At 67.0% G+C, this 25,541-nt stretch carries 26 protein-coding genes; 6 read left to right on the forward strand and 20 right to left on the reverse strand.

All coding sequences use genetic code 11. The annotated features are described in order from the left end of the window. Positions 1-201: 201 nt before the first annotated feature. Positions 202-534, forward strand: a complete 333-nt coding sequence (locus H7J86_RS09245) for a DUF732 domain-containing protein (protein WP_267290523.1) — start codon at positions 202-204, stop codon at positions 532-534. Between the two features lie 152 nt (positions 535-686). Here the strand turns inward: H7J86_RS09245 and H7J86_RS09250 are convergent, their stop codons facing one another. The 16 genes from H7J86_RS09250 to H7J86_RS09325 form a co-directional block, all read right to left on the reverse strand. Further along, positions 687-1,181, reverse strand: a complete 495-nt coding sequence (locus H7J86_RS09250; protein ID WP_187098365.1) for a MaoC/PaaZ C-terminal domain-containing protein — start codon at positions 1,179-1,181, stop codon at positions 687-689. Between the two features lie 3 nt (positions 1,182-1,184). Beyond that, positions 1,185-2,627, reverse strand: a complete 1,443-nt coding sequence (locus H7J86_RS09255; RefSeq protein ID WP_187098364.1) for an aldehyde dehydrogenase — start codon at positions 2,625-2,627, stop codon at positions 1,185-1,187. Further along, positions 2,624-5,023 carry a CaiB/BaiF CoA transferase family protein gene (locus tag H7J86_RS09260; protein WP_267290661.1) on the reverse strand — a complete coding sequence of 800 codons (2,400 nt, stop codon included), beginning with the start codon at positions 5,021-5,023 and terminating at the stop codon, positions 2,624-2,626. The genes H7J86_RS09255 and H7J86_RS09260 overlap by 4 nt, the downstream gene beginning before the upstream one ends. 218 nt (positions 5,024-5,241) lie before the next feature. After that, positions 5,242-5,886 (reverse strand): TetR/AcrR family transcriptional regulator, encoded by a 645-nt coding sequence (locus H7J86_RS09265; protein WP_267290525.1) that lies wholly within the window; start codon positions 5,884-5,886, stop codon positions 5,242-5,244. Positions 5,887-6,274: 388 nt separating this feature from the next. Continuing rightward, on the reverse strand, positions 6,275-7,510 hold the full coding sequence (locus tag H7J86_RS09270; protein WP_267290527.1) for a hypothetical protein: 1,236 nt from the start codon (positions 7,508-7,510) through the stop codon (positions 6,275-6,277). After that, positions 7,507-7,812: a type VII secretion target gene (locus tag H7J86_RS09275; RefSeq protein ID WP_090363117.1), complete on the reverse strand. Its 306-nt coding sequence runs from the start codon at positions 7,810-7,812 to the stop codon at positions 7,507-7,509. Before H7J86_RS09275 ends, H7J86_RS09270 begins: the two co-directional genes overlap by 4 nt. A gap of 52 nt (positions 7,813-7,864) precedes the next feature. Continuing rightward, positions 7,865-9,199 carry a phosphoglucosamine mutase gene (gene glmM / locus H7J86_RS09280; RefSeq protein WP_090363116.1) on the reverse strand — a complete coding sequence of 445 codons (1,335 nt, stop codon included), beginning with the start codon at positions 9,197-9,199 and terminating at the stop codon, positions 7,865-7,867. Positions 9,200-9,300: 101 nt separating this feature from the next. Continuing rightward, positions 9,301-9,831 carry a 30S ribosomal protein S9 gene (gene rpsI, locus H7J86_RS09285; protein ID WP_167157017.1) on the reverse strand — a complete coding sequence of 177 codons (531 nt, stop codon included), beginning with the start codon at positions 9,829-9,831 and terminating at the stop codon, positions 9,301-9,303. Next, positions 9,828-10,271 carry a 50S ribosomal protein L13 gene (gene rplM / locus H7J86_RS09290; RefSeq protein WP_090363113.1) on the reverse strand — a complete coding sequence of 148 codons (444 nt, stop codon included), beginning with the start codon at positions 10,269-10,271 and terminating at the stop codon, positions 9,828-9,830. The genes rpsI and rplM overlap by 4 nt, the downstream gene beginning before the upstream one ends. 187 nt (positions 10,272-10,458) lie before the next feature. Continuing rightward, the gene (locus tag H7J86_RS09295) at positions 10,459-12,330 is read right to left on the reverse strand and encodes a propionyl-CoA synthetase (protein ID WP_267290529.1); all 1,872 of its coding nucleotides are present in this window, start codon (positions 12,328-12,330) and stop codon (positions 10,459-10,461) included. A gap of 32 nt (positions 12,331-12,362) precedes the next feature. Next, positions 12,363-12,806, reverse strand: a complete 444-nt coding sequence (locus tag H7J86_RS09300) for a hypothetical protein (RefSeq protein WP_267290531.1) — start codon at positions 12,804-12,806, stop codon at positions 12,363-12,365. Next, the gene (locus tag H7J86_RS09305; protein ID WP_187098358.1) at positions 12,803-13,162 is read right to left on the reverse strand and encodes a glycerol dehydratase reactivase beta/small subunit family protein; all 360 of its coding nucleotides are present in this window, start codon (positions 13,160-13,162) and stop codon (positions 12,803-12,805) included. Before H7J86_RS09305 ends, H7J86_RS09300 begins: the two co-directional genes overlap by 4 nt. Continuing rightward, on the reverse strand, positions 13,155-15,002 hold the full coding sequence (locus H7J86_RS09310; RefSeq protein ID WP_267290533.1) for a diol dehydratase reactivase subunit alpha: 1,848 nt from the start codon (positions 15,000-15,002) through the stop codon (positions 13,155-13,157). Before H7J86_RS09310 ends, H7J86_RS09305 begins: the two co-directional genes overlap by 8 nt. A 50-nt stretch (positions 15,003-15,052) precedes the next feature. Beyond that, positions 15,053-15,637: a propanediol/glycerol family dehydratase medium subunit gene (locus H7J86_RS09315; protein ID WP_308204836.1), complete on the reverse strand. Its 585-nt coding sequence runs from the start codon at positions 15,635-15,637 to the stop codon at positions 15,053-15,055. A 2-nt stretch (positions 15,638-15,639) separates the two neighbouring features. Further along, the gene (locus H7J86_RS09320) at positions 15,640-17,358 is read right to left on the reverse strand and encodes a propanediol/glycerol family dehydratase large subunit (protein WP_187098357.1); all 1,719 of its coding nucleotides are present in this window, start codon (positions 17,356-17,358) and stop codon (positions 15,640-15,642) included. A gap of 10 nt (positions 17,359-17,368) precedes the next feature. Next, positions 17,369-17,797, reverse strand: coding sequence for a diol dehydratase small subunit (locus H7J86_RS09325; RefSeq protein WP_090363103.1), 429 nt, complete (start codon positions 17,795-17,797; stop codon positions 17,369-17,371). 272 nt (positions 17,798-18,069) lie between these two features. Between H7J86_RS09325 and H7J86_RS09330 the strand changes: the two genes are divergently transcribed. From H7J86_RS09330 to H7J86_RS09345, 4 genes are all read left to right on the forward strand, one after another. Next, positions 18,070-18,828, forward strand: a complete 759-nt coding sequence (locus tag H7J86_RS09330) for a (2Fe-2S)-binding protein (RefSeq protein WP_267290535.1) — start codon at positions 18,070-18,072, stop codon at positions 18,826-18,828. Between the two features lie 75 nt (positions 18,829-18,903). After that, positions 18,904-19,635, forward strand: coding sequence for a response regulator transcription factor (locus H7J86_RS09335; protein ID WP_267290537.1), 732 nt, complete (start codon positions 18,904-18,906; stop codon positions 19,633-19,635). Further along, positions 19,628-20,782 (forward strand): uroporphyrinogen-III C-methyltransferase, encoded by a 1,155-nt coding sequence (gene cobA, locus H7J86_RS09340; RefSeq protein ID WP_267290539.1) that lies wholly within the window; start codon positions 19,628-19,630, stop codon positions 20,780-20,782. Before H7J86_RS09335 ends, cobA begins: the two co-directional genes overlap by 8 nt. After that, complete coding sequence (locus H7J86_RS09345) at positions 20,779-21,264, forward strand: histidine phosphatase family protein (protein ID WP_267290541.1); 486 nt, start codon at positions 20,779-20,781, stop codon at positions 21,262-21,264. The genes cobA and H7J86_RS09345 overlap by 4 nt, the downstream gene beginning before the upstream one ends. Here H7J86_RS09345 and H7J86_RS09350 read toward each other — a convergent pair. Further along, positions 21,250-21,963 (reverse strand): MIP/aquaporin family protein, encoded by a 714-nt coding sequence (locus tag H7J86_RS09350; RefSeq protein WP_090363096.1) that lies wholly within the window; start codon positions 21,961-21,963, stop codon positions 21,250-21,252. The two genes, H7J86_RS09345 and H7J86_RS09350, sit on opposite strands and share 15 nt — an antisense overlap. A gap of 279 nt (positions 21,964-22,242) precedes the next feature. Between H7J86_RS09350 and H7J86_RS09355 the strand changes: the two genes are divergently transcribed. Then, positions 22,243-22,641 (forward strand): GlcG/HbpS family heme-binding protein, encoded by a 399-nt coding sequence (locus H7J86_RS09355; RefSeq protein ID WP_090363094.1) that lies wholly within the window; start codon positions 22,243-22,245, stop codon positions 22,639-22,641. Positions 22,642-22,685: 44 nt separating this feature from the next. On the opposite strand, the gene glpK is transcribed toward H7J86_RS09355, so the two are convergent. The 3 genes from glpK to H7J86_RS09370 form a co-directional block, all read right to left on the reverse strand. Then, a complete protein-coding gene (glpK, locus tag H7J86_RS09360) occupies positions 22,686-24,203 on the reverse strand; it encodes a glycerol kinase GlpK (protein ID WP_187098354.1) in 1,518 nt (505 codons plus the stop codon). Positions 24,204-24,254: 51 nt separating this feature from the next. After that, the gene (locus H7J86_RS09365; protein ID WP_267290543.1) at positions 24,255-24,695 is read right to left on the reverse strand and encodes a DUF779 domain-containing protein; all 441 of its coding nucleotides are present in this window, start codon (positions 24,693-24,695) and stop codon (positions 24,255-24,257) included. A gap of 21 nt (positions 24,696-24,716) precedes the next feature. After that, positions 24,717-25,541, reverse strand: an 825-nt coding sequence (locus tag H7J86_RS09370) for an aldehyde dehydrogenase family protein (RefSeq protein WP_267290545.1), incomplete at its 5' end; no start/stop codon positions are given.

Below are 25,541 nucleotides of genomic sequence, written 5' to 3' on the forward strand. Positions count from 1 at the left end.
GCGGCGCCACGCGCCGCGACGCCTGCCTTGACCCCCCATTCCAGCACCGCATGCCGATGACCTCACCACCCGGCGCGCACCAGGTCCAGTTATCTACAGTGTATTGATTTAGCGCGATGGTTGAGCAGGGCGCGGGCTCGGCCGCGCATGCCATGTCCAAACTGCCACAGATCCGTCGTTGACGGCCTTATGATCGGGGCCATGATGAGAATGCTTGCGGTGACGTTTGTTTCGTTATCGCTGCTGATTTCGCCCGGAGTGCCGGCGGACGCCGCCCCGGACACTGTCGATCCCAACGCCAACTACTCCGTCTTCCTCCAGGCGATTGCCGGAGACGGCATCAGGATGGACAGCCACCAGGCGATCCGCGAAGGTCAGTCCGTATGCGGGTTGATGCGACCACCCAACGATGGTTCACTGTGGGACGCTGGGCAAGAAGTCTTGTCGACACATTCGGACTGGACAATCGGTCAGGCCCTGAAATTTGCCGATCGGTCTGTTCAAGACATCTGCCCCCACCGGGGATCGTTCTGACCAAGGCCGTTCGCACTCGGGCAACGATCCTGTTCAGCCAGGCCTCGGTACGGGCGTGAAAGGCGCTGTGCCGCAGCGATGGCTACCCAGCCGAGACGGGTGACGGCCGATATCCGGTGTGTCATCTTCTCGCCGGAACACAGCAGTACGGACTATAAAGCTGGTATCCGTCGTGAGACCACGGTGATCGCGACAAAGCTCAGGACCACACGATCGGAGGTATCGACGAACGTCGCCCGATAGGACACGTCCGCCCGTCTGGAGTGCATGACGATATCGGTGATCTCCACAGCTCCGGCCAAGGTCGATCCGGGCCGCACCGGAACGGGCATCCGGAGCCGGTCGATACCCTTGCCTGCGACGATGGCCAGGCGTGGGAGGAAGATCCGGGACGCCAGGCTGGAGAACAGGGCCATGGTGTGCACCCCGCTCGCGATCACTCCGCCGAACGTGGTGTTGGCTTCATCGAGATGGATCGGCAGCGGGTCGAACCGACCCGCAAAGGCAAGGACTTCGGCGAGCTCTATCTGGACCGTGCCGAGATCCATCCAGTCCCCGATGTTCAGATCCTCCGCGTACCAAGGTGCTTCGCCGATCAGGAAGGCCAGGTCACGCCCGCCACCGGCTGTGTGGTCTGCGTTCGTCACGCGCTAGCGGCCGATCGGATCGGCGCAGTACATCGACTTTGTCACGCGATATGCGTCCAATCCCTCGGGGCCGAGTTCCCGGCCCAGACCACTGGATTTGACACCGCCAAAGGGCGATTGGATGTCCAGTTGATAGTGATTGACGCCGACTGAGCCGGTGTGCATGGCCCGGGCTATCTCGAGGGCACGATCGCTGTTCTGCGACCACACCGTACCGGCCAAGCCGAACTCGGTGTCGTTGGCGAGTTGAACTGCCTCGGCATCGCCCTCGTACACGGTGATCGTGACGACAGGCCCGAAGATCTCTTCCTGGGCGATACGGTCGCGGTTGTCGACGTCAGCGAATACCGTCGGTGATACGAACCATCCCCGCGGGCGATCAGCTGGAACCGCACCGCCGGCGACCAGACGCGCCCCCGTTCCGCGGCCGATCTCGATGTACTCGAGCACCCTGTCGCGTTGCCGCGCACTGACCAGCGGACCGATCTCGGTGTCGTCGTCGAGCGGATCGCCCACCGTCATACTTTTCGCCAGATCTGCGATCGCGCAGACGAACTCCGAGTATCGGGATTTCGGCACCAGGATGCGCGAACTGAGATGGCAAGTCTGGCCGTTGTTGACGAAGGAGACCTCACGAAGCCCGGCAACGGTCCTGTCGAGGTCCGCGTCGTCCAGGATTATCGCCGCGGACTTTCCGCCGAGCTCCAGAGTGACAGGCTTGATCAACCGGCCGCATTCCGCGCCGATGACCCGGCCCGCGCCGGTGGAACCGGTGAACGCCACCTTGTCGACACCCGGGTGGCTCACCAGATGTGCGCCCGCCTCGGTGTCACCGGGTACCACGTTCAGCACTCCGGCCGGCAGGCCTGCCTCCACCGCGGCTTCGGCGAATGCCATTGCATCCAAGGCGGTTTCTGGCGCCGCCTTGAGCACCACGCGACAGCCTGCGGCCAGCGCCGGCGCGATCTTCATGATCGCCAGCGCTTGCGGGTAGTTCCACGGCGTGATCGCACCGACCACACCGACCGGTTCCCGCCGCACGATGGTGTGGCCGACGAATGCGGGGCGGGTCTCCTCCGGTTCCCATTCCTTGATCAGCTTCGCGTAGTAGGCGACCAGAGCGGCCGGGAAGATCCCGTTCACCGACCGCGACAACGTGATCGGCATCCCGTTCTCCCGGCTGACCACCCGCGCGGTGTCCTCCGCGCGCGATCGCAACGCGGCGGCGTATCGCTTGAGCACCTCCGCCCGTTCTGCCGGCGGCGCCGTCCCCCACCGCACCGCGGGGCTCTCGTGCGCAGCGGCCACGGCTGCATCGATATCGGAGGTGGTGGCGCAGGGGCCATCCGCGAAGACCTCTCCGGTGGCGGCCTCGACGACAGGGATGGTCTTCCCGGCCTGGCGGAAGGCGCCGTCGATGAACAGCCGATCGGTGGGTCGGGTCATGCCAGTTGCTCCTGCGCAGTCGGTTTCGGAGTGCTCGGTACGAACAGCACTCCGTCGGCAAGGCGGTGTTCTATCTCGGCTCGGTCCATGCTGAGGACGGTCTGGCACAGCTCGATCGTGTGTTCGCCCAGCACCGGAGCAGGGCGCAGGTCCGCCGGAGGGATGCGCCGATAGGGTGCAGGTCCGGTCTCGGCGGGCAGACCGGTGTCGAACAAGGGGTGCTCCATCACCGAATACAGTCCCCGCGCCCGGACCTGCGGTTCATCGAGGATGTCGGCGCCACGCAGCATCGGCGCAGCGGCCACCCCCCGGTCCTGCAGAGCAGCTGCCGCGCTTTGCGGGTCCAGTCGCCGGGTGAATTCGGCCAGCAGTGCTGTCAGCTCCGCACGATGCCGCGCACGATTCTCGGCGCCGGCGAACCGAGGATCGGACTCGATGTCTGTGGCCCCGAGGACCTCCAGCACGGAATGCCACTCATCGTCCGAGCCGATCGTGATCACGCACCACTCGTCGTCACCGGCGCAGGGGTACACGCCGTGCACGGCCGGGTCGTCGGTGACCGATGACCCGGCCTCGCGCGCCCAGTCCGCCGCGTACAGGACATCGAGTTGGCTGACCGCGGTCTCCGCTTGGGAGATATGGATGTGCGCGCCCCGGTCGGTGCGACGTCGACGGATCAGTGCCGCCAAGGTGGCGATCGCCGCCAGGCGAGCGACGATGTGGTCCGGGTAGACCGTCACCGCATCCGAGAACGGATAACGACCCTCGGGATCGTCGTTGGCCCACAACTGGGTGACCCCGGTGGAGGCTCGCACCAGTGGGCCATAGCCGAGCCGGGAACTCCAGGGTCCGCGGTCACCGAACGCACTGCTCTCGGTGAGGATGATCCCCGGATTCAGTTGCTGCAGGGAGTCGAACGAAAAGCCCAGTGAAGTAAGCGTTCCCGGCTTGAAGTTGGCGAAGACCGCATCGGCGCGCTGCACCAGTCTGCCGAACACCTCAGACCCACCGTGCGCACGCAGGTCAAGTCCCAGCCCCCACTGGTTGCGGTGGGTCCAGGCGAAAGACTCGCTCATCATCTGGCCGGGTCGAGCCTGCCGCAGCCCGTCCGGATAAGAGGGGCTCTCGATCTTGATCACCTCGGCGCCCATGTCGGCGAACAGCCGGCCCAACTCGCCACCCGCCACGATCACACCGAGGTCGAGGATCCGGATCCCTTCCAGCGGGCGCCGGCTGGATTCGACGCCGTCCGCCACCGCAGGCCGGTCGGCCCACACCGCGGCTGATTCCCCTGCGCGGGGTCCGAGCCACCGCACGCCGGCACGCCCGCCGTCGATCACCACGCAGCCGTCGGGCACCGTCACACGCGTACCGTCGGCGATGTCGATTTCGGTCCACGCGGACACGGCATTGAAATGCTCACCGGACAACACCTCGGCCGGCGTCAGGATGCCCGCAACGGGTACGCCGCGTGCGGCACCCTGCGCGACGAGATCCGCTGCCGTGTGCCCGGCGAACAACTCGCCGATGAGGGCACGGATCTGTGGGAAGTCCGCAGCGCGGGCACTGATCGTGTCGTATTCGGGGTCCTGGAACTCGGCCGGCTCCCCGAGCCATGACCGCATGGCACGCCACTGCCGCGGAGCCAGGATGCAGATACGGACCCAGCCGTCACGACATGCGAAGATCGGGTACGCGTCCTGGTTCCTGGGACGACCGCGGCGGGCCGAGCTGCGGCCCCGCGCCGCCGCGGCCTGTCCCTGGGCTCCGAACGGCGGATCTAGCGCTTGCAGAACGGCTTCGAATCGGGAGAAGTCGATGTAGTCGCCGCGTCCTGTCCGCAGCCGGTGGTAGTAGGCGACCAGCACGGCCCATGCGGCTTGTGCCGCGGCGGTGGATGAGGCGATCCCGTTCGGCGGCAGGACCGGCGGGCCGTCCGGTGCCCCGGATCGGGACAGCACCGATGCCATGGCGACCAGTACCGCGTCGGTCGCTCGCCAGCCGGAACGCGGTCCACACAGCCCGAAATCGGTCACCGACATCGCCACCAAGTGGACGAAGCGATCTGCGAGCGCTTCACACGTCGTGCCGAACGCATCGGCCTGTCCGGACGTTCCGCTGTCGACGACGATGTCGGCGGCGCCCACCAAGTCCAGGAACCGCCGCCGGTCCTCGTCGTCAGTGGGATCGAGGACGACGCTGCGCTTGTTTGCATGATGCAACGCGAAGCTCACGCTGTGCCCGTTGACCAGCGGTGGTCGCAGTCGCCCGGGGCAACCGGCGGGCGGTTCGATCTTGGCGACATCAGCGCCCAGATCCGCCAGCAACCGCGTTACTTGGCCGGCCTCCCCGACGGTGGTGTCGACCACCCGCAGGCCGGCCAATGGCGCGCCCATCGTTGTCACTTCGCCTCCTTCTTCATCACGGGCAGCGGGCCTCGCCCAAGCCCATCCAGCAAGCGAATCGAATTTCGGGCGGCGGCCGACGCGCCGGACCCGACATCCAGTGACGTTTGTCGACAACATATCTCGGACCATCGAGAAGATGGCCAGGCAGAGAACACAGGCACCGACCCGACCTCAGCACTGAGATTATGCGCGCAGGCACATTCCCGTCAATACCTCATGGTATTAGGTTTACAGTAGCCCGCAGTCACGCCCGCCAGGAAGGCGCGCACCTTCACTTCGAGCAACCCCTCCGCGCTCAGCCCTGATGCCTCTACCGCCGCGGCCAGGGCGGACTGAGTAGTGAGGTCGACATTGCGAAAGATCGTGCCGCCGTCGAAGAACGGGTTCATGATCTCGCAGATGGCCGTGCCGATCAGCAAGGTCTCCATTCCATCGAGAATCCGAATGTGAAACGCCACCGGGACCCCCGATCGATGCAGGAACTGCGCTGCCGCTTCGTATCCACCCGGAAGAAGGTCGCGCGGCCGGTAGTGCAGCAGCAAGGGAGCGGTGTTCTGGTAACGCACGAAGGACCGCCGGAAGCTGGTGGCCAAGGCCACGAAATGGTCGGGCCAGTCCGGGCCGGGAGCGCGACCAGATGCCACCACCGCAGCACCGGCGACGTACTGCACCACCGCCAGCAGGATGTCGGCCCTGTCGCGGAAATGGTGATAGAGAGAGGGGACCTTCACCCCCATCTCTGCGGCGAGTCTCGGCATACTGAACGACTGCAGTCCGTCGGCGCCGATGATGTCAATCGCCGCCTTCACCGCCGCCGAACGACTGATCAGAGGCTTGCCGGGGCGTGGCACTAAACCCTCACCGCGTGGTGGCGCAGGCGTCGGCTCCCAGCGCCGCTTGGCCCGGGTGGCCGGAAACCCACCACCCCTTCGAGAGCCTCCAGCCGTTCTCGACGGCCCAGAATTCGCAGACCACAAGCCACCTCGTTTCACCGGAGGCAAGCGTGCCGCCAACCCCTTTTATCTATCGAATGTAGAATACTAGGCACAGCAAGTGTTCAGATCGCGCTGGCGCGCACGGCCGCACGAACCCCAGCCTCCCCTTGCGTCACGGTGATGATGTCAAGGATGTCAGCAGCAACACTGATCTTGGCCAGCAGCGGCCGGAGCGATCCGGGGATCGACTATTGAAGAGACACTACGGCTCATGTATGGGATTGGGGCAACATCCTGCCGCCGTTCACCCACCTGCCTGCGGCAACTCGTCGGCCGCGATCTCGCACGGGGTGCGCGGCGGCTCCGGAGGGGGTTCAGCTGCCATCGGTGCGGCCACCGGTGCCGCCGGCACCGGCTGGGGTACGGGCGTGGCAGCGGGCGGATCGGGTTCCGGTCCAAGGACTTCCGTCGTCTCGGCGGTCACCGGAGTGGGCTCGCCCTCCCCCTCCCCCTCGCTCTCCTCGTCTGCGTCGTCCTCCTCGCCCTCGTCCTCCTCACGATCATCGTCCGGCTCCGGCTCATCGGTGTCCCGCTCGCCGATATCCAGCGGTTCATCAGGTATCGAGTCCGTGCCCGTGCCCGTGCCGAACAGTCCCCCGAGGAGATCGGCGAGCTGCTGCCCCGCACCCGTGAAACCTCCTCCCACCGAGGACATTCCAGAACCCAGGCCGCCCAACGGCAGCCCGCCGGAGAACGGATCACCCGCCGGTGCCGGTGCCGACGCCGGGGCCGGGGCCGGGGCCGGGGCCGGGGCCGGTGCCGCAGCCAACGCGTCTACCGGCGGCGCGGCCGCCGCGGGTGTCACCCCGGCAGCAGATCCCAAGGAGCCGAACCCTGCCGGTTGATCGGCCGAAAGACCGGCCGCGGCCGTGTCGTACGCGTCACGCACCGATCGCTTCGTCGACTCCATCACCTCGGCCCAGTCGGAGCCGATCGCGACGGTCACGAACGGATTGACCTTGCCGTCGACGATCTCGCTGGCACTGTCCTGGGCCCCGGCACCCGTGGTGACGGCCCGCGCGGCCGGCCACCACTGCGCGCGTTCGGCACGGTCTTCGATGTCCTGGACGGCGGCGACCTTACCGGTCACCAAGTGCCAGAGGTCGTCCCGCAATACGGTGAGCGTATCGGCGACCCGGTGCAGGGCGCTGACCGTCTGCTCCGAGGACTGCGCATGTGCCGCGATGACCTGTGCGGCGATATCCGCGCCCGACCCCTGCCAAGCCGCGGCCAGCGCCGCCTGCGCCGACTCCTGCAGCCGGGCGGCCTCCTCAACGGTGCCCAGCGCCGCAGTGATCGCCGCGCAATCGGCATCCAGTGCGCCCAGGTCCATACCGTCCTCGGCGGTGTACGCATCGTGCAGCTGGGCCGGATCGGTGACGGTGCAGCCGAGTGCGCGGCAGGCCGCGACGTAGTCGGAGAGCACCTCGACGGCAGGCCCGCCCCGGGCCAGGGCGCCGTCGACGTCGTAGCCGGTCATCCGAGCCGGTGGGCCGCACGCCCGTCGGCGTCGGCGTAACTCTGGACCGAAGCCCTGAGCAGCGTGGCGATCTCACGGGCGGAGCGGGACCAGTCAGCCAGTCTCGCGCAGGTCCGCTGCACGGCGTCACGGACGGCGTCACCGGAGTCGGTGTAGGACCGTCCGGCTCGCGTCCCGTCGAAGTTCAGCCGAGCCAGCTGCGTGTGCAGCACGGTGTCGAGCAATTCGGCGGCGGTGTCATAGCGGTGCGCGGCATCCAGGACGGAGCCGGTGTCGACGCGGGTGGCAGTGAGGTGTCCCATGCTTGGTTAGGACGCGGCGGGCACCCGATCGGTTCCCTGCGGAGCAGAGAAACTATTTGTGGCCGCTCACCGATTCGGCCACCCGGACCGCCAGTTGGCGGGCGGTGTCCTCGTCTGCGGCCTCCACCATCACACGAACCACCTGCTCGGTCCCGGAGGGGCGCAACAGGATTCGCCCGCTGTCTCCGAGTTCGGCCTCGGCCTGGGCCACCGCGGTCTGGACCGAGGGGGCCTGGGCCACCGTGGCCTTGTCGGCCACCTGCACGTTGATGAGCACCTGGGGCAGCGTCTGCATGGGCTGACACAGCTCGGCCAGCGAACTCCGGGTTTGCGCCATCCGCGACATCAGCCGCAGGCCGGTGACGATTCCGTCGCCGGTGGTGCCGAACGCCGGCAGCACGATATGACCGGACTGCTCACCGCCCAGGGAGAATTCACCGTCGCGCAGTTCCTCGAGCACGTAGCGGTCACCGACCGCGGTGGTGCGCACCTCGATACCGGCGGCGCGCATCGCCAGGTGCAAACCCAGGTTGCTCATCACGGTGGTGACCAGCGTGTGAGACGCCAGCTCGCCGGCGTCGCGCATGGCCAGTGCGAGCAGCACCATGATGGCGTCGCCGTCGATGATCTGACCGTGGGCGTCGACGGCCAGGCAGCGGTCCGCGTCACCGTCGTGGGCCAGGCCCAGATCCGCGCGGTGGGTGAGCACCGCCTGCTGCAACGTCTGCATATGGGTGGACCCACACTGGTCGTTGATGTTGAGGCCGTTGGGTTCGGCGTGCAGGGCGATCACGTTGGCACCCGCGGCGCGGTATGCCCGGGGGGCAGCCTCGAACGCCGCACCGTTGGCGCAGTCGACGACGACGGTCAGGCCGTCGAGCGGGGTGGTGACGGCTTGGTGCACATGCGCCAGGTAGCGCTGCAAGGCGTCACCGGCGTCGATCACCCGTCCGATCCCGGCGCCCAGCGGGCGACTGCCGGGCCCGGCGTTGACCAGTTCCTCGATGCGGTCCTCGGTGGCGTCGTCGAGCTTGTGCCCACCGGGGCCGAAGATCTTGATGCCGTTGTCGGGCATCGCGTTGTGGGAGGCCGAGATCATCACGCCGAAGTCGGCGTCGTAGGCGTTGGTGAGGTACGCGACGGCGGGGGTGGGCAGGACTCCGACCCGCAGGGCGTCGACACCCTCGGCGGTCAAGCCGGCGATGACGGCGGCTTCCAGCATCTCCCCGCTGGCCCGCGGATCCCGTCCCACCACCGCGACCCGGCGCCGGGTGCCGGTGACGTTGCCGAGCCGGGCCGTCGCCGAACCCAGCGCGAGCGCCAGCTCCGCGGTCAGCTCACGATTGGCGACGCCACGCACACCGTCGGTGCCGAAAAGTCGACGCATCTTCGTTTGGTCCTCCTCCGGTGCGGCCCCGCACACTCTCCATGAAATGCCGAAGGCGGGCGTGTCCATAGTGCGACACGCCCGCCCACGAGCAGAAACGATCAGCGCTTGCTGTACTGCGGCGCCTTACGGGCCTTCTTGAGGCCGTACTTCTTGCGCTCGATGGCACGCGGGTCCCGGGTGAGGAAGCCGGCCTTCTTCAGGGCCGGGCGATCCTCGGGCTGGACCAGGATCAGCGCACGGGCGATGGCCAGGCGCAGCGCGCCCGCCTGCCCGGACGGGCCGCCACCATCGAGGTGGGCGTACACGTCGAAGCTGTCCACCCGATCGACGGTCACCAGCGGAGCCTTGATCAGCTGCTGGTGCACCTTGTTCGGGAAGTAGGCCTCCAGCGTGCGGCCGTCCAGGTGGAACTTGCCGGTGCCGGGCACCAGACGCACGCGGACCACGGCCTCCTTACGGCGGCCGACGGTCTGGATCGGGCGGTCGAGGTAGACCGGCTCACGCGGAGCGGCCTCTTCGATGACAGCCTCCTCGAAGACCTCGGTGGTTTCACCGGTCTCGGGGGACTCCTCGAAGACCTCTTCGGTCACCTCGGTCACCTCGGACTCGGTCCCAGTCAGTTCACTCATTGGGCCACCTGCTTGATCTCGAACGGAACCGGCTGCTGCGCGGCATGCGGATGATCCGGGCCGGCGTACACCTTCAGCTTCTTCTGAATCTGACGGCTGAGCTTGTTGTGCGGGAGCATGCCGACGATCGCGTTCTCGACGACGCGGGTCGGGTGCTTCTCCAGCAGCTCGCCGATGGTGCGCTTACGCAGACCGCCGGGGTAACCCGAGTGGCGGTAAGCGAACTTGTTGTTGAGCTTGTCGCCGCTGACGGCGACCTTCTCGGCGTTGATGATGATGACGAAATCGCCACCATCGACATTGGGCGTGAATGTCGGCTTGTGCTTGCCACGGAGCAGCTTGGCTGCTTCCACGGCGAGCCGGCCGAGCACCACGTCTTGGGCGTCGATGACATGCCACTGACGCGTGGTGTCACCCGCCTTCGGCGTGTAAGTAGGCACAGTTGCCACCTTCTCTTCTCGGGTTGGTTGCCGGTCCGGTGCACGCCCGTCGGTATCCCAGCGACCGACGTTGACCTGGGAACCACCTCCCCTTGCGGGGGCGGCGCACACCAACGGAGCAGCTTACCGGGAGCTGTCACCGCAGGTCAAAACGCCCAACGTGAGCGTGTGCGCGGAAAGGGCCGGCTCAGGGCGCCAGAATCGGGCGCAGCGCGTGCAGTACCGACGGATCCTCGATGGTCGAGGGCAGCGGCTCGTCCTTGCCGTGCGCGATACCGCGCATCGCCTTGCGCAGGATCTTGCCCGACCTCGTCTTCGGCAGTGCGGGCACGATGTCGACCAGTTTGAAGCTGGCGACCGCGCCGATCTCGTTGCGGACCGACGCGATCAGTTCATCCACGAGGCCCTCTGCGGATGCGGTGGCCTTGAGCACCACCAGCCCGCGGGGCACCTGGCCCTTGATCTCGTCGGCAACCCCGATGACAGCACATTCGGCCACCGACGGATGGGCGGCCAGCACAGCCTCGATCGCACCCGTGGAGAACCGGTGCCCGGCCACGTTGATCACATCGTCGATGCGGCCCATGACGAACAGGTAGCCGTCCTCGTCGAGGTAACCGCCGTCGCCGGTGAGGTAGTAGCCGGGATGCTCGCACAGATAGGAGGCCTCGTAGCGGGCGTCGTCACCCCACAGGGTGGGCAGGGTTCCCGGCGGCAGCGGCGTACGGATGCACACGGTGCCCTCCTCACCCGGGCCGCACGGCACCCCGTCCGCGGTGAGGATATGTACGTCGTAACCGGGCATCGGCACGGTCGGCGACCCGGCTTTGAACGCCAACGTCTCGACCCCGACCGGGTTGGCGGCGATGGCCCATCCGGTCTCGGTCTGCCACCAGTGGTCCACCACCGGAATGCCGAGCTTGCGCACCGCCCAGTGATAGGTGTCGGGGTCCAGCCGTTCACCGGCCAGGAACAGATGCTTCAGCGATGAGAGGTCGTACCGGGTCAGATGGGCGCCGTCGGGATCTTCCTTGCGGATGGCCCGGATCGCCGTCGGTGCGGTGAACAACACCTTCACCCGGTGCTCGTCGATCACCCGCCAGAACGCACCGGGGTCGGGGGTACCCACCGGCTTGCCCTCGTAGAGCACCGTGGTGGCCCCCAGCAGCAGCGGCGCGTACACGATGTAGGAGTGCCCGACGACCCAGCCCACGTCGGAGGCCGCCCAGAACACTTCGCCGGGCGCCATGTCGTAGATGTGGCGCATGCTCCACATCAGGGCGACCGCATGGCCGCCGTTGTCGCGGACCACGCCCTTGGGCTTTCCGGTGGTGCCCGAGGTGTAGAGCACGTAGAGCGGATCGGTGGCCGCGACCGGCACCGCGTCGTGCGGTGTGGCGGTGAACATCGCCTCGTGCCAGTCCACGTCGCGCCCGGCCACCAGCTCACAGGGTGACTGCTCGCGCTGCACGATGACGCAGTGCGCAGGCGGATGCGCCGACGCCGCCAGCGCGGCATCCAGCATCGGTTTGTAGGCGACGGTGCGGGACGGTTCGATTCCGCACGATGCGGAGACGATCACCGCGGGGCGGGCATCGTCGATGCGCGCCGCCAGTTCGTGCGCGGCGAACCCGCCGAACACCACGGAGTGCACCGCCCCGATACGGGCGCAGGCCAGCATGGCGATGACCGCTTCCGGGATCATCGGCATGTAGACGACCACCCGGTCGCCCTTGCTCACGCCGAGGCCGCTGAGCACACCGGCGAACCGCGCCACCTCGTCGAGCAGCTCGCGGTAGCTGAACGTGCGGGCGCTGCCCGAGACCGGCGAGTCGTAGATCAGCGCCGGCTGCTCGGCACGCCCGTCGGCGACATGGCGGTCCAGGGCGTTGACACACGTGTTCAGCTCACCGTCCGGAAACCACCGATAGAACGGCGGATTGGTGTCGTCGAGCACCCTTTCGGGCCGGCGGGTCCACGTCACCGCGTCGGCGGCCTGCGCCCAGAACCCTGCAGGGTCCTTGATGCTGGCTTGGTAGAGCTCCCTGTAATCGCCCATGACGGGGCATACCTCCACTGTTTCTCTGGGTCTCACGCCCGACGACGGCCGGCCAGGCAGAGCGTAGCGCCGTCGCGCGCTTCGGTCAGATTCGATTGGGCCAGCTCGATCATGCTGCGCCAGAAGTCATTCCGCTCCAGCGATACCCGTCCCACCACGGCTTCGCGCCACTGTGCGACGAACGGGGTGAAGGAACGGTTCTCATCGAGCAGGTCCACGGTGACCGCGACCAGGGCGCGGCCGGCCGGTTCGTCGTGGCCCATGGCGCGCCACATCCGGGCGGCGGTGCGCAGCCGGCGGCGGTGCTCGACGAGCGCGGTCAGTAACCACCGGATGGCCCGGCGGTCGTCGTCGCCGATCCAGGCGGCGTCGCCGCAGCTCTTGAGAAACGCCTGCTGCGCCTTCGTCGTCTCGTTCAGCTCATTGAGCACCCGGATGGCGTCGGCGTGGATCAAGCCGTCTTCGCCGAGGGTCATGGGGCCACCGCACGCAGGGGTACGCCGACCACGATGCGGGCTGCGTTGTGGCCCAACGCACGGGCCACCTCGGCGGGTGCGGCGGCCCCGCTGAACAGCCCGGGCGTCGCCCCGGTCACCTTCTGGTGTGCCACGCTGATCCGGCCGAGCGCGTCGATCCCGACACCCACCTCCAACGTGGACACCTGCGCGGCCAGCCGGGCCAGCGCGTGCGCGTCCTGGTCGTCGCGACGGTGTTCCACCACGGCGGGCACACCCTCCTCCTCGATGCCCGCGAGCACCTCGTTCACGACAGCGTCGGCGCCGCAGCTCATCACGACGATCACCGGCGGCTCCGGCTGACCACCCTTAAGCATGGGCGCCGACCCCCAGTCGGGATGCCGTCGCCGCGTACGACGCGACCAGTCCGGAGGCCACGGCGTTGCGCGGACCTTCCGTGCCGCGGACATTACCGGTGCCGCAGACGATTCCGTACGGGGCGACGGCATCGGCGATCTGCTGCGGGATCTCGAAGTCCAGCGCGCAACCACCGAGTAGCACCACGAAGCCGATCTGCCGTAGATCTCCACCGGGGGCGATGCTGCGCAGCGCCCGCAGGGCGTTCACCACGAAGACCCGCTCTTTCGCGGTCCTGCGTACGGTGCGGATGCGATCCAGGGAGTGCCGAGTGGGAATGGGGCTCATCCCGGTATCGCCGAGTGCCACCACCCGGGCGAATGCTGTGGCCGGAAGCGGCTTTTCGAAGAACTGGACGGTGCCGTTCTCCAACCGGATGTGAAAGAAGCTCTCCGCCTTGCCCAGTGGGCAGCGTTTGATCTCCTCGGCCAGTTCCAGGTTGTCCAGGCCCAGTTCGGCATCGATGAGTTTGGTGACCAGGTCACCCGCACCGGCCAAGTGGGTGGCGTCGGTGCTGCCGTCGGCCTGGATCACCGCGGCATCGGTGGAACCGCCGCCGAGGTCGAGCACCACCAGCGGCTTGTCGGTACCGGGCGTGGTGAGCGCCCCGAGAACCGCCATCTCGGCTTCGACACCGCCGACGACGACGTCGACATTCGTGGCGCCTGCCGCGCGCAGATGTGCCGCGACCGCGTCGGCGACGGCCTTCATCCCGCTTTCCTTGGTGCGCACCATGGCCGCCAGCGCGACGGCGTTCTCCAGCGCCACCTCACCCGCGACACCACCGCGAACCTCTTGCGGCACAGCGGTGTCGATGGCCAGCAGGTCCTGAATCCGCACGTCGGCCAGGGCGTGGTGGGACAGGTCGGCCATGCTCTGCCGGACATTGGCGATCATGCCGCCCGAATTCGTCCCGGCTTCGCCGGTGACGTCGACAAGTGGGCTGACCCGTTCGACCGCGGCCATCAATTCCGTTGCGCCGCGGGATACGTCGATGGTGGCGGTCTTCTTCGCGCCGATCAGGCTGAGCGCACCGGCCGGGATGGTCCGATCGGCGACATCGCCCGACGGCGTGCGCACCACGACCGCCGACCGGTTGCCGGTGAGAGCCCGCGCCACGGGCGAGACCACCCTGGTCTGCTCCGGGTCCAGGCCGAAAATCGTGGCCAGGCCATAGGCATTCGACAATGTTCTGATGGATTGACCCGGTGCGGCCACCTCGACGGCGGCGATCATGCCACGCGGGACGGCCTCGATGCGCGACACCTCGTCGATGATCGGGATCTTGGTCTCCAACCGATTGGACACCAGCACCGCGTCGTCATTGCACAGGATGGCCCCGGTGATCTCGACCCCACGGTGGGCCGCCGCATTGATGGTGGCCGCGACGAGGTCGAAGTCGACGTTGCCGGGTACCACCGGGATGATCGGTTCACCGGTCGTGATCTCGGCCAGGGCCGCGAACTCGACGATGGTGCCGACACCCAGTCCGCGGCCGCCCGGGGTGCGCGGGTCATGACCGATCATCGTCGATTCGGTGATGATGGTCTCGGTGATCGTCTCCATCGCCAGTCCGCTGATCACCGGCGTCGCCTCGTTGAGCAGCACCAGGTCGAGGTCGGCAAGCGCAAGACCGGCGCCCTGCAAGGACCAGACCACTGCCTTGGCGACACCTTCGACGTTCTTGACCGTGCCTTTGATGCCGGTGGTCCGGGTCAGCGCGACCCCGATGAACGCCGGCGCGCCGTCGGCGTCGATCGTGGCCAGACTGGCCTCGGTGGTGGAGTTTCCGATGTCCACCCCGACGACCGTGCGGGTAGCTCCGTCGTTCTCCAAGCCCGAAACCCGTATCAACCCACCGCAGCCGCGGAGAACACCGGCATGACCTCGATGGCCTTCGCATCCTTGCGAACCAGTTCGGTCTCTTTCAGGTGCAGCAGCGCGGCCTTGGCCTGCCAGCGGGGCCGGGCCATCTGATCGTTGAGCGTCGGAACCGGTTCCGGCGACTCCCCTTTGGCGTACTGCGCCGCGTTGGACCCGATCTGCCGGTAGGTCTGCAGTGTCAGCAGCGGGCACTGCGGGAACAGTTCGAGGCTGGACAGCCGCGGCAGGTCGCGCTGGTGGATCATCGAGGTGCCGCGCGAGAGGATGCCGATTCCGATACCCGATCCGGACAGCCGGGCCGCGGTGTGGGACATGGCCGCCAGGTCGGATGAATTGCGGACCCGGATGACCCGTGCGCTGACCTCCTGTTCCTCGATGCCGGCCAGTACCTGGCGGATCACCTCGGACAGCGGGATGTCGACGATGGTCTTGCTGAACAGTTCACCGAAGCCCGGCGAGATCGCGATGACCACCTCGTCGGGCCGCGTGCCGCGCGCGGCCGGGCCGATCTCGGTGAAGGTCAGGTCCCGCTGAACATCATTGGCCGACACGGCTATTCCACCTCTGTTTCCGGGTTCGATGCGCTCGTGACGTGGCGCAGTCGTTTCATCTCTTCCCACCGGGCACCCGACGGGCGGTACCCGGTGCCGGGTCCCGCGTAGTCGTTGGCATCGTTGATCGCCGACAGCGGCCCGTCCTTGGTGAGGATGGCCGAGGTCTGCAGCAGGTCACCGGACACCCGCTGACGCAGGCTGGACAACATCCGTTCGGCGATATCGGAGAAACCACTCGCCTCCAGCGCCTTCACCAGATCCAGACCGGTGATGTTGCGGTCCATCACCTGCTGGGCACCCTTGAGGTCCTCCAGCACATCGCGCGGGATCAGGTCTTGACTTCCGTTGGCGTACACGGCCGTCTCGATCTCGTTGTCCGTGATGGGCGGCAGGTCGAGGTAGCGGAACACCGCCTGCAGCGCCTCGGCCGCGCGGGTGCGCGCCGCGAGGATCTCGGACTCCTTCACATGTCGCAGGCCGCCGTCGATCTGCAGGTCACGCTGAATGGTGTTGAAGTCGTCGAAATCGTCGCTGTCGACATTGGACCCGGCGAACATGTTGTCGTAGTTGGGCACCGCGGAGTAGCCCGAGCACACGAAGTCGGTGCCCGGCATCATCTGCGGCATCAGCCGGGCGGTGCGACGCATCGGGGAATGCGAGAACGACTGATCGTTACCGGACGCGCACTCCAGATCCACCGCGGAGGCGATGAGGTTCTCGGCGGCCACCGCGCGGATGCCGCCGGGCACCGCTCCCGGCACGCCGATACAGGAGATCGAGCCGTTCTGCAGGCCCTGCACGCCGGCGCCCTTGGTCACCAGGATGCAGCGGATCTCCAGGTACAGCATGGACTTTCCCTGCGCATTACCCATCTGCACCTCGGATCCGGTACCGGAGGTGAACCGCATCTTGATACCGCGCGACGCGTAGGCGGCCGCCAGGAACGCCTTCGACCAGGGGGTGTCGTCACCGTCGACGAAGACCGGTTCGGTGCCGTACACCGAGATGGTCTCGGCGTATCCGGTGATACCGCGCATCCCGAGATCGAGTTCGGTGGCCTCCTCCAGGGCACACTGGGTCTGCGGCCCCTCCGCACCGGCCTGGCTGCCGATGGCCTGGGCCATGGCCACCAACGGCGCGTAGCGGACCACACCCAGCGTGGTCTCCACTTCGGCGAATCCGCGCAGGGTGGCCTCGGCCGCCTCGCACGCGACCTGCAACGGGTTGTCCCTGGCACTGGTGCAGTGCGCCTGGTTGGCCGGCGTGCGGCGGGCCCGCATCTTCTGCATGCCCATCATGATCTCGACGATGTTGAGGTTCTTGGCCACCGCGAGCAGCTTCGCCGGGGTGAGCCCCTTGGTCACCGCGAGGACCTCATCGCGGGTGACACCCGGATCGACCAGCATGCCGGCGATCTCGGCGGCCGGAATGGCCATCGACTGCTCGGTGGTCTCGACATCGATCGCCTTGTCGGCGATGAACTGGTCGATCGAGTCGAAGTCGGCGCGTGCGGTGCCGTCCATCTCGACGATCAGGCCGTTCTCCACCCGCACGCTCGGCTGCGGGTCGAAGGGGCTGTCCATCGCGACCATGCCGACCTCGGGCCATTCCTCGACGAATCCGTCGAGGTTGACCGGTCGCGCCTCCAGGGCCTGGGTGCGCAGCGAGTGCCGCACGGTGGCGGTCTCGGCGACCGGGTTCGGTACTACTGCAGTCATCGGTTGTCTCCTATTCGCTCTTGGCCAGCAGGTCGCGGCGCTCGTACACGTCGGCGGCCTCACGCACCAGGTCGGCGAGGTGGGTCGCGTTGTACTGCGTGGTCAGCTCGTCGGCGATCGAGTCGAGCTCGGATTTGGACGACGCGTTGGGCCGCAGCGCGTTGTAGATCTGCAGCACCCGCTCATCGGAGATCGCGGTCATCTCGGCCGCGCGCCGCAGGTTCGCCCCGAGCTGCGGCCGCCCCACCCGTTCGGAGATCTGGGCCTGCAGACGCAGGGTGTCGGGGGTGATGCGCAGATCGGTCGCCTGGATGTCACCGGCGACGACGGCATCGATCGTGATGTCCTCGATCGATTTGCCGTTGGGGGTGAACAACAGATCGCGCCGGTGGACACTCAGCGGATAGTCCGTCGCGGGGTCCAGGGTCGGTTCCGTCATGTGCTGCTCCCAACTGAGGGATGACCCACGAATGGGCCACCTTCATCCGTATTTCCAGGTCCATATTCGTGACACGGACCGGCCTCGACTCGCCCATTGTGTCTTGTGTCACGTTGCACCGAGGTTGCAGCGAAGATCACCGGCATTTGTCCAGTTCCGGGCCCTCCGCGGTCCGGCCCGGCCGTTCGGTGAGGTACCGCACTACCGCGGCGGGCGGGTTTTCCCGACGCACCTGGCGGTGGCGCCCCACCGCGGGCTAGCGTGGCCGCACCATGAACGCCAGTCCGGCACCGGCAGGTCGCGACGACGGCGCCGGGTATCTCGCCGAACTGGCAGAACTCGGCGAGTACTTCGCGCTGCCCGTCCACAGCGGGGACGAATGGTTGCCGCTGCCAGAGCTTTTCGCCGATGCGATGCTGAGTGACCATGTGGAGCGCACCCGTCTCGCGATCGCCGCGGCGACAGGCCGTCCGAGCGGACAGATCCCGCTCCGCGTTGCCGCGTCGTCGTTCCAGCTGGGAGTGGCCGCCCGGCTGCTGTCTCCGGTCATCGGTTCGGCGGTGTGCTTCGGCGTGGTCCCGGTCCTCGATGAGCGGTCGGTGCGCTGGCAGCCCTCGGGCACGCACACACCGCGGTTCGCCATCGCCGGCGCGGTGTGGACCTCGACCCCGGATCTCCCGGCCGCGGCCCGGGTCATCGCCGCATCCGCGGTGTCCGCGCTGACCTCCCTCGGCGCCACGTTGAGTGTGCTGACGTCCCTGTCTGCGCGCATCACCTCGGGCAACATCACCTCGGCCGCCAACGGCGCGGTGACGGTGTTGGGGCTGTCGCGGCCGGACCGCGTGATGCGGGGACGCGCGCTGGTGCGCGCGCTGCTGGACACCGCCGCACTGACCGGCACCGGCAGTTTCCGCGACGGCCATTTCGTCCGGCGCAGCTGCTGCCTGTACTACCAGGTGCCGCAGTCCGGTCTGTGTGGGGACTGTGTGCTCGCGGTGCCCACCGCGTCACACCCGGGCTCCCGGAGCTGACTTCGTCTCTTTGCAACCCCGGTGCAACGCACCCGGCGTTAGCATTCGCCGCTCAGCGGCAGGATGGAGTCAATCATGGGCTGGTCTCAGACGCGCTACGCACCGCTCCCCCCGGTCGGGCGCAGTACCGAGAGCGACCAATCGGCTGAAACACCGGACATATCAGCATCTTTCGACATTCCGGTGGTGTTGCGCACCGTGCTCGTGATGGACGACCAGCTACTGCGGCACGGACTGATGCATATCGCGGCGCAGCTGGGCGCAGTCCGGCTGGTCGGCGATCTGCAACGCGGCGCGGGGTTGGTGGACCGGCTGCGCGAGCTGGCGCCCGAACTCTTGGTCGTCGGCGCCGAGGCCGGCCCGGATCTGCCCGCTCTGCTCGCCGAGCTCGACCCGACACCGAGGGTGCTGGCCGTGATCGACGGGGACGACCCGCGCGAGCTGGCGCTGCCGCTGATCCGTGCCGGCGCCGACGGTCTGGTCGATCGGCGTTCCCCTTCGGACGAGCTGCGCGCAGCCTTCCTCCGGGTGATCGACGGTCACCACGCCCTCGATGCGCGCAGCGCAGATACCTTGATCGACGAACTGCGGGCCCAGGCGGAGCCTGGCTACGCCCGTTTGCTGACCCGGCGCGAAGGCGAGGTGCTCGGACTGCTCACCAACGGACTGGACAACCGCGCGATCGCAGGAACCCTTTTCATCTCGGAGGCCACTGTCAAGTTCCATCTGCACAACGTCATGGACAAATTCGGGGTGCACAACCGAGCCGCGCTGGTGGCGACGGTGCTGCGCGGACACCATGTCTGACGCCCTCGCCACGGACCTGGCCCCCGACGGACTCGACGGCGAGATCGCACTGCGGCTGCCCGTCCGTCACCGTGAGGTGACGGTCGTGGGTGCCGAAGACCGCGCACTCAGCGTCGTCGGCGCCCTGGTGGCGGCCGGCGCGGTGGTCACCGTGGTGTCCCCGCGACCGCCGTCCTATCTGTTCGATCTCGCGGATCGGGGTCTGATCACGTTGCGGGATCGCGATTTTCATCCGGCCGATATCGATATGGCCGAGCTGTTGTTCGCCTACACCGGTATCCCGGACACCGATCACACCATCGCCGAGCTGGCCCGCCAGCAAGGCGTGTTCTGCATCGGCTCGGACCGGTCGGCTTCCCGGCGCGACTCCCCCGCCACGGTCTCCCGTGGCCGGGTGATCATCGTCGGTGGCGGCCCCGGCGATCCCGGACTGCTCACCGTCGCCGGCCGGGCCGCACTGGCCGGTGCCGATGTCATCGTCACCGACCGACTGGCACCCGTGGGCGCACTCCATGACATCGCACCCCGGGCTCAGATCATCGATGCCTCGAAGATCCCCGGCGGCCGGCGGACCGAGCAGCACGAGATCAACGCGATGCTCATCGAGCACGCCTTGGCCGGCCGCACCGTGGTCCGGCTCAAGGGCGGCGACGGATTCGTCTTCGGCCGCGGCGGCGAGGAAGCCGACGAGTGTGTGCGGGCCGGTGTCACCGTGGAGGTGATACCCGGCGTGAGTTCGGCGATCGCCGCCCCGGCCGCGGCGCTGATCCCGGTCACCCACCGCGGCCTCACCCAGGGCTTCACCGTGGTCTCCGGCCATGTTCCTCCCGACCATCCGGACTGCACGGTCGACTACGCCGCGCTGGCCCGCACCAATACGACGATCGTGCTGATGATGGCGGTCGGCAACCTGAATGCGATCACCCGGGCACTCATCGACGCCGGTATGCCCGACACCACCCCGGCAGCGGTGATCGCCGATGGCACCCTCGCCGGTCAGCGCGAGTTGCGCGGCGATCTGGGCACCATCGCCACCGCCGCGCACGCCGCCGGGGTCCGGCCACCGGCCACCACCGTCATCGGCGCGGTGGCCGGCTTCGTCGCGGGGAGAGCGGCGCGACCGGTCGCCGCACAACTGAGCAGTTGACGCCCGGACCGTCGCTCTGGGTGGTACGCCACGGTGAGTCGACCTGGAACGCCGAGGGCCGGATGCAGCGCCAGATCGCGCACCCACCGTTGACCGAACGTGGCCTGAGCCAGGCATTCGCCGCCGGTAACACCCTGCGGGACAAAGATATCGACCGCATCGTCAGCTCTGATGCGGTGCGCGCAACCCAGACCGCACGGGCCATCGCCGGCGTGCTGGGGGTGCCGGTATCCGCCGACGTCCGGTTTCGGGAACGTGGTTGGGCCGCCCCTGGACGGCTGGAGGATCCCACCGAGCGGGTGCTGTCTGCGCTGTCTGATATCGCCGTCTCCGGCGACCGTGTCGCGGTCATCACCCACGGCGATATCGTCTACCTGATCCGGGACATGCTCGGCGTCGCAGGCGGCTGGGAATCCGGATCGGATGTCCCCAATGGCCTGGTCCTCGAACTGCGCCCGGACGCGTTGCTAGGCCGGCAGTAGCTGCGCCACGCCGGCCGCCAGGGCTGCACCGATCAGCGGGGCCACCACCGGTACCCAGGCGTAGTTCCAGCCCGCATCGGCCTTGCCCTTGATCGGCATCAGGGCGTACGCGAGGCGCGGGCCGAGGTCACGGGCCGGGTTGATGGCGTAGCCCGTGGGGCCGCCCAGACCGAAGCCGATGGTGATGATCACGAAAGACACTGCGGCGTAACCGAGTGTCGAGTTGATCTGCGGGTTGGTCAGGATCCACAAGATCAGCACGAATGTCGCGATGACCTCGGTGACGATATTCCACGGAATCGCCCGCACGGCCGGCGAGGTGCAGAAGATGCCCCGCGTGCCGGAGTTGTCGTCGTTCTTGTCGAACTGCAACTTGAACGCGGCCCAGCACAACCAGGCGCCGAGGAAACCACCCAGTAATTGGCCGGCCCAGTAGACCGGGACCGACGACCACGGAATACCACCTGAGATCGCCACAGCCAGCGTCACCGCGGGGTTGATATGCGCTCCGGACGGACTGGCGATACTGGCGCCGGCGAACACCGCGAATCCCCAGCCCAACACGATGATCACCCAGTCGCCGCCACCGCCGTGGGAGAACGAGTTCTTCAGGACCACCGCGGCCACCGAGCCATTCCCGAGCAGACACAGCACCGCGGTGCCCAGGAACTCCCAGACGAAGATGTCGATATTCGACACTGACTCACCCTCTCTTGGCCACCAAAGATTCTGTGGCACAGTCTTTATGCAGTCGCCCGGCGCGATGGTGCTTTCTGCCGGTTCCCGCCCGCATACTGACCGGGGGTGGGGCACAGCCTGGCCCATGGGTGAGTTTTTGGCTAGGATCTGACGCCGCGACGCCGGAAGAGGTTGAAACACCTGCTCATTGCGGTTGCGGCCATTATGATCGATGACGGGTGACTACACCCCCGTGAACGTCAAAATTATTGCGGGAAAACCGATTCGAAAGGTTCATCAATGAGCGCCATCAGTCTGTCAAGCGCCACCAGAGTCGTCGACGCGGCAATTGCGAAGGCCCGGGATATCGCGCAGCCGATGAACATCGCGGTCGTCGACGACGGCGGTCATCTGGTGGCATTCGCCAGGATGGACGGCGCCATCAAGGCAAGTATCGACATCTCGATCCGTAAGGCACGCACGTCGATACTGATGAATGCTCCCACGAGTGCGCTCACTGCGATCGCCCAACCCGGCGCCGAACTCTATGGCCTGGAACAGACATGTGGCGGCCTGGTCATCTTCGGCGGCGGGATTCCGCTGACGGTCGACGGTGTGGTGGTCGGTGCGATCGGCGTCAGCGCGGGAAGTGTCGAGCAGGATGTCAATGTGGCCGAGGCCGGGGTCGCGGCACTGTAGAGCCGACCGACGGCCCCGGCGCGTGCACCGGGGCCGTCGCCCGGCTAGGAGACGTCCACCCAGTCCAGGGTGCGCTGCACGGCTTTCTGCCAGCCCGCGTACCCGCCCGCCCGCTGATCCTCCGACCAGGACGGCGACCACCGCTTGTCCTCCTGCCAGTTGGCCCGCAGGTCGTTCGGATCACTCCAGAACCCGACAGCCAGGCCCGCGGCGTACGCGGCACCCAACGCGGTGGTCTCTGCCACAACGGGTTTGACCACGTCGACCCCCAGCACATCGGCCTGGATCTGCATGCACAACTCATTGGCGGTGATCCCGCCGTCCACCTTGAGCACCTCCAGGTGCACGCCCGAGTCGGCTTCCATCGCATCGACGACGTCGCGGCTCTGATAGCAGATCGCCTCCAGCGTCGCCCGCGCCACGTGCGCGTTGGTGTTGAACCGCGACAGGCCGACGATCGCGCCGCGGGCATCGGAGCGCCAGTACGGCGCGAACAGCCCGGAGAACGCCGGCACGAAATACACCCCGCCGTTGTCTTCGACCTGGCGGGCCAGCGCCTCACTTTGGGCGGCTCCGCTGATGATGCCCAGCTGATCACGCAGCCATTGCACGGCCGAACCGGTCACCGCGATCGAACCTTCAAGGGCATAAACGGGTTTCGCGTCACCGAACTGATAGCACACGGTGGTGAGCAGCCCGTTGTCCGAACGGACGATCTTCTCACCGGTGTTCAGCAACAGGAAATTGCCTGTGCCGTAGGTGTTCTTGGCCTCACCGGCCGCCAGGCAGACCTGGCCGACCATCGCGGCCTGCTGGTCGCCCAGAATGCCCGTCACCGGCACCTCGCCGCCCATCGGGCCCGCGGTCAGCGTCGTCCCGTACGGGTCCGGCGACGAAGACGGCCGGATCTGGGGCAGCATCTGCCGCGGAATGCCGAAGAACGACAGCAGTTCGTCGTCCCAGTCGAGGGTTTCCAGGTTCATCAGCATGGTGCGGCTGGCGTTGGTGACGTCGGTGACGTGCACTCCGCCACGCGGACCACCCGTCAGATTCCACACCACCCAGCTGTCGCTGTTGCCGAAGAGGGCGTCGCCCTTTTCGGCGGCCTCGCGCACGCCGTCGACGTTCTCCAGAATCCACTGGATCTTGCCGCCGGAGAAGTACGTGGCCGGGGGCAGACCTGCTTTGCGGCGGATGACATCACCACGTCCGTCGCGGTCCAGCGCCGAGGCGATGCGATCGGTGCGGGTGTCCTGCCAGACGATGGCGTTGTAGTACGGCCTGCCGGTCTTCTTGTTCCACACCAGCGTGGTCTCTCGCTGGTTGGTGATACCCAGCGCTGCAATGTCATTGGGCTGCAGATTGGTGTTGTTGAGCACCGAGGTGAGCACCGACGCGGTGCGCTCCCAGATCTCCACCGGGTTGTGTTCCACCCAGCCGGCCTGCGGCAGGATCTGTTCGTGTTCGAGTTGATGCCGCCCCACCTCGGCACCGGCGTGATCGAAGATCATGGCGCGGGTACTGGTGGTGCCCTGATCTATGGCTGCGACGAAATCGGGCAACACTGCTCCTCATCTTCGAAGGTGATTGAACTCGAACATCTTCGGGATTCGCTACCGTCGCGCCCCCTGCTCGGCGGCGCCGGAAGTCACGATGCATCCTCGCACGGAGCGCGGCAGCACCGCGGCGTTTCGCTCCGGCACGACGCGCGCCCGAGACAGGAAGCGCAGGCCGACTGATGCTTCCAGACTGAACCCCGCGGCACGGCCGGGCACCACGTCGATCACCAACTGGCTGTGTTCCCACACCGTGTACTGCGGACCGGAAAGCCAGACCGGAACACCATAGGGTTGGCGCTCGGAGACCACGTCGAGCACACCGAGCAGCACATCGCTGTCCCCGATCGCGTACTCGCCCACCGGGTAGCACATCGGAGACGATCCGTCAGAGGTGCCGCCGGACTGGTGAAACATCAACGCGCCGTACCGGTTCTGCAGACGTAGCACGAGGTCGGCGGCACCCCGGGTGATCAGCACCCTGGTTGCTTGAGACATGGCAGCATCCTCCGGCGTGGATCAGAAGAAGCCGGCGGCGTTTTCGCTGTAGCTGACCAGCAGGTTCTTGGTCTGCTGGTAATGATCGAGCATCATCTTGTGGTTCTCCCGGCCGATACCGGACTGCTTGTACCCACCGAACGCCGCATGCGCNCCGGCGGCGTTTTCGCTGTAGCTGACCAGCAGGTTCTTGGTCTGCTGGTAATGATCGAGCATCATCTTGTGGTTCTCCCGGCCGATACCGGACTGCTTGTACCCACCGAACGCCGCATGCGCCGGGTACTGGTGATAACAATTCGTCCACACCCGACCNGCCTTGATATCNCGACCCGCCCGATACGCGGTATTACCGCTACGACTCCACACCCCCGCACCCAACCCATACAACGTGTCATTGGCCTGCGCGATCGCATCCGCATAATCAGTGAACGACGTCACCGCCACCACCGGCCCGAAAATCTCCTCCTGGAAAATCCGCATCTTGTTATGCCCAGTGAAAATCGTCGGCGCCACATAAAAACCACCACCCAGATCCCCACCAAGCTCGGCACGCTCACCACCAGTGAGCACCTGGGCACCCTCACCCTTACCGATCTCGATATAGGACAGAATCTTCTCCAACTGATCATTGGANGCCTGCGCACCGATCATCGTCTCGGTATCAAGAGGATCCCCCTGACGCACCGCCTTCGTCCGGATCGCCGCCAACGCCAAAAACTCGTCATAAATATCAGCCTGAATCAACGACCGCGACGGACACGTACACACCTCACCCTGATTCAGGGCGAACATCGTGAACCCCTCCAACGCCTTATCCTGATACGCGTCGTTGCTCGCCAACACATC

Origin of the sequence: Mycobacterium hackensackense, assembly GCF_025822555.1 — a bacterium.
Taxonomy (GTDB): Bacteria; Actinomycetota; Actinomycetes; order Mycobacteriales; family Mycobacteriaceae; genus Mycobacterium; species Mycobacterium fluoranthenivorans.

Coding starts and splice junctions, on each gene's coding strand:
- H7J86_RS09245 (WP_267290523.1), top strand. CDS start 202: ATGATGAGAATGCTTGCGGTGACGTTTGTTTCGTTATCGCTGCTGATT.
- H7J86_RS09320 (WP_187098357.1), bottom strand. CDS start 17,358: ATGACTGCAGTAGTACCGAACCCGGTCGCCGAGACCGCCACCGTGCGG.
- H7J86_RS09305 (WP_187098358.1), bottom strand. CDS start 13,162: ATGCTTAAGGGTGGTCAGCCGGAGCCGCCGGTGATCGTCGTGATGAGC.
- H7J86_RS09355 (WP_090363094.1), top strand. CDS start 22,243: ATGAGCGCCATCAGTCTGTCAAGCGCCACCAGAGTCGTCGACGCGGCA.
- H7J86_RS09325 (WP_090363103.1), bottom strand. CDS start 17,797: ATGACGGAACCGACCCTGGACCCCGCGACGGACTATCCGCTGAGTGTC.
- H7J86_RS09275 (WP_090363117.1), bottom strand. CDS start 7,812: ATGGGACACCTCACTGCCACCCGCGTCGACACCGGCTCCGTCCTGGAT.
- H7J86_RS09295 (WP_267290529.1), bottom strand. CDS start 12,330: ATGGGCGATTACAGGGAGCTCTACCAAGCCAGCATCAAGGACCCTGCA.
- H7J86_RS09255 (WP_187098364.1), bottom strand. CDS start 2,627: ATGACCCGACCCACCGATCGGCTGTTCATCGACGGCGCCTTCCGCCAG.
- H7J86_RS09260 (WP_267290661.1), bottom strand. CDS start 5,023: ATGGGCGCGCCATTGGCCGGCCTGCGGGTGGTCGACACCACCGTCGGG.
- H7J86_RS09330 (WP_267290535.1), top strand. CDS start 18,070: ATGAACGCCAGTCCGGCACCGGCAGGTCGCGACGACGGCGCCGGGTAT.
- H7J86_RS09365 (WP_267290543.1), bottom strand. CDS start 24,695: ATGTCTCAAGCAACCAGGGTGCTGATCACCCGGGGTGCCGCCGACCTC.
- H7J86_RS09270 (WP_267290527.1), bottom strand. CDS start 7,510: ATGACCGGCTACGACGTCGACGGCGCCCTGGCCCGGGGCGGGCCTGCC.
- rpsI (WP_167157017.1), bottom strand. CDS start 9,831: ATGAGTGAACTGACTGGGACCGAGTCCGAGGTGACCGAGGTGACCGAA.
- cobA (WP_267290539.1), top strand. CDS start 19,628: ATGTCTGACGCCCTCGCCACGGACCTGGCCCCCGACGGACTCGACGGC.
- H7J86_RS09335 (WP_267290537.1), top strand. CDS start 18,904: ATGGGCTGGTCTCAGACGCGCTACGCACCGCTCCCCCCGGTCGGGCGC.
- glmM (WP_090363116.1), bottom strand. CDS start 9,199: ATGCGTCGACTTTTCGGCACCGACGGTGTGCGTGGCGTCGCCAATCGT.
- H7J86_RS09300 (WP_267290531.1), bottom strand. CDS start 12,806: ATGACCCTCGGCGAAGACGGCTTGATCCACGCCGACGCCATCCGGGTG.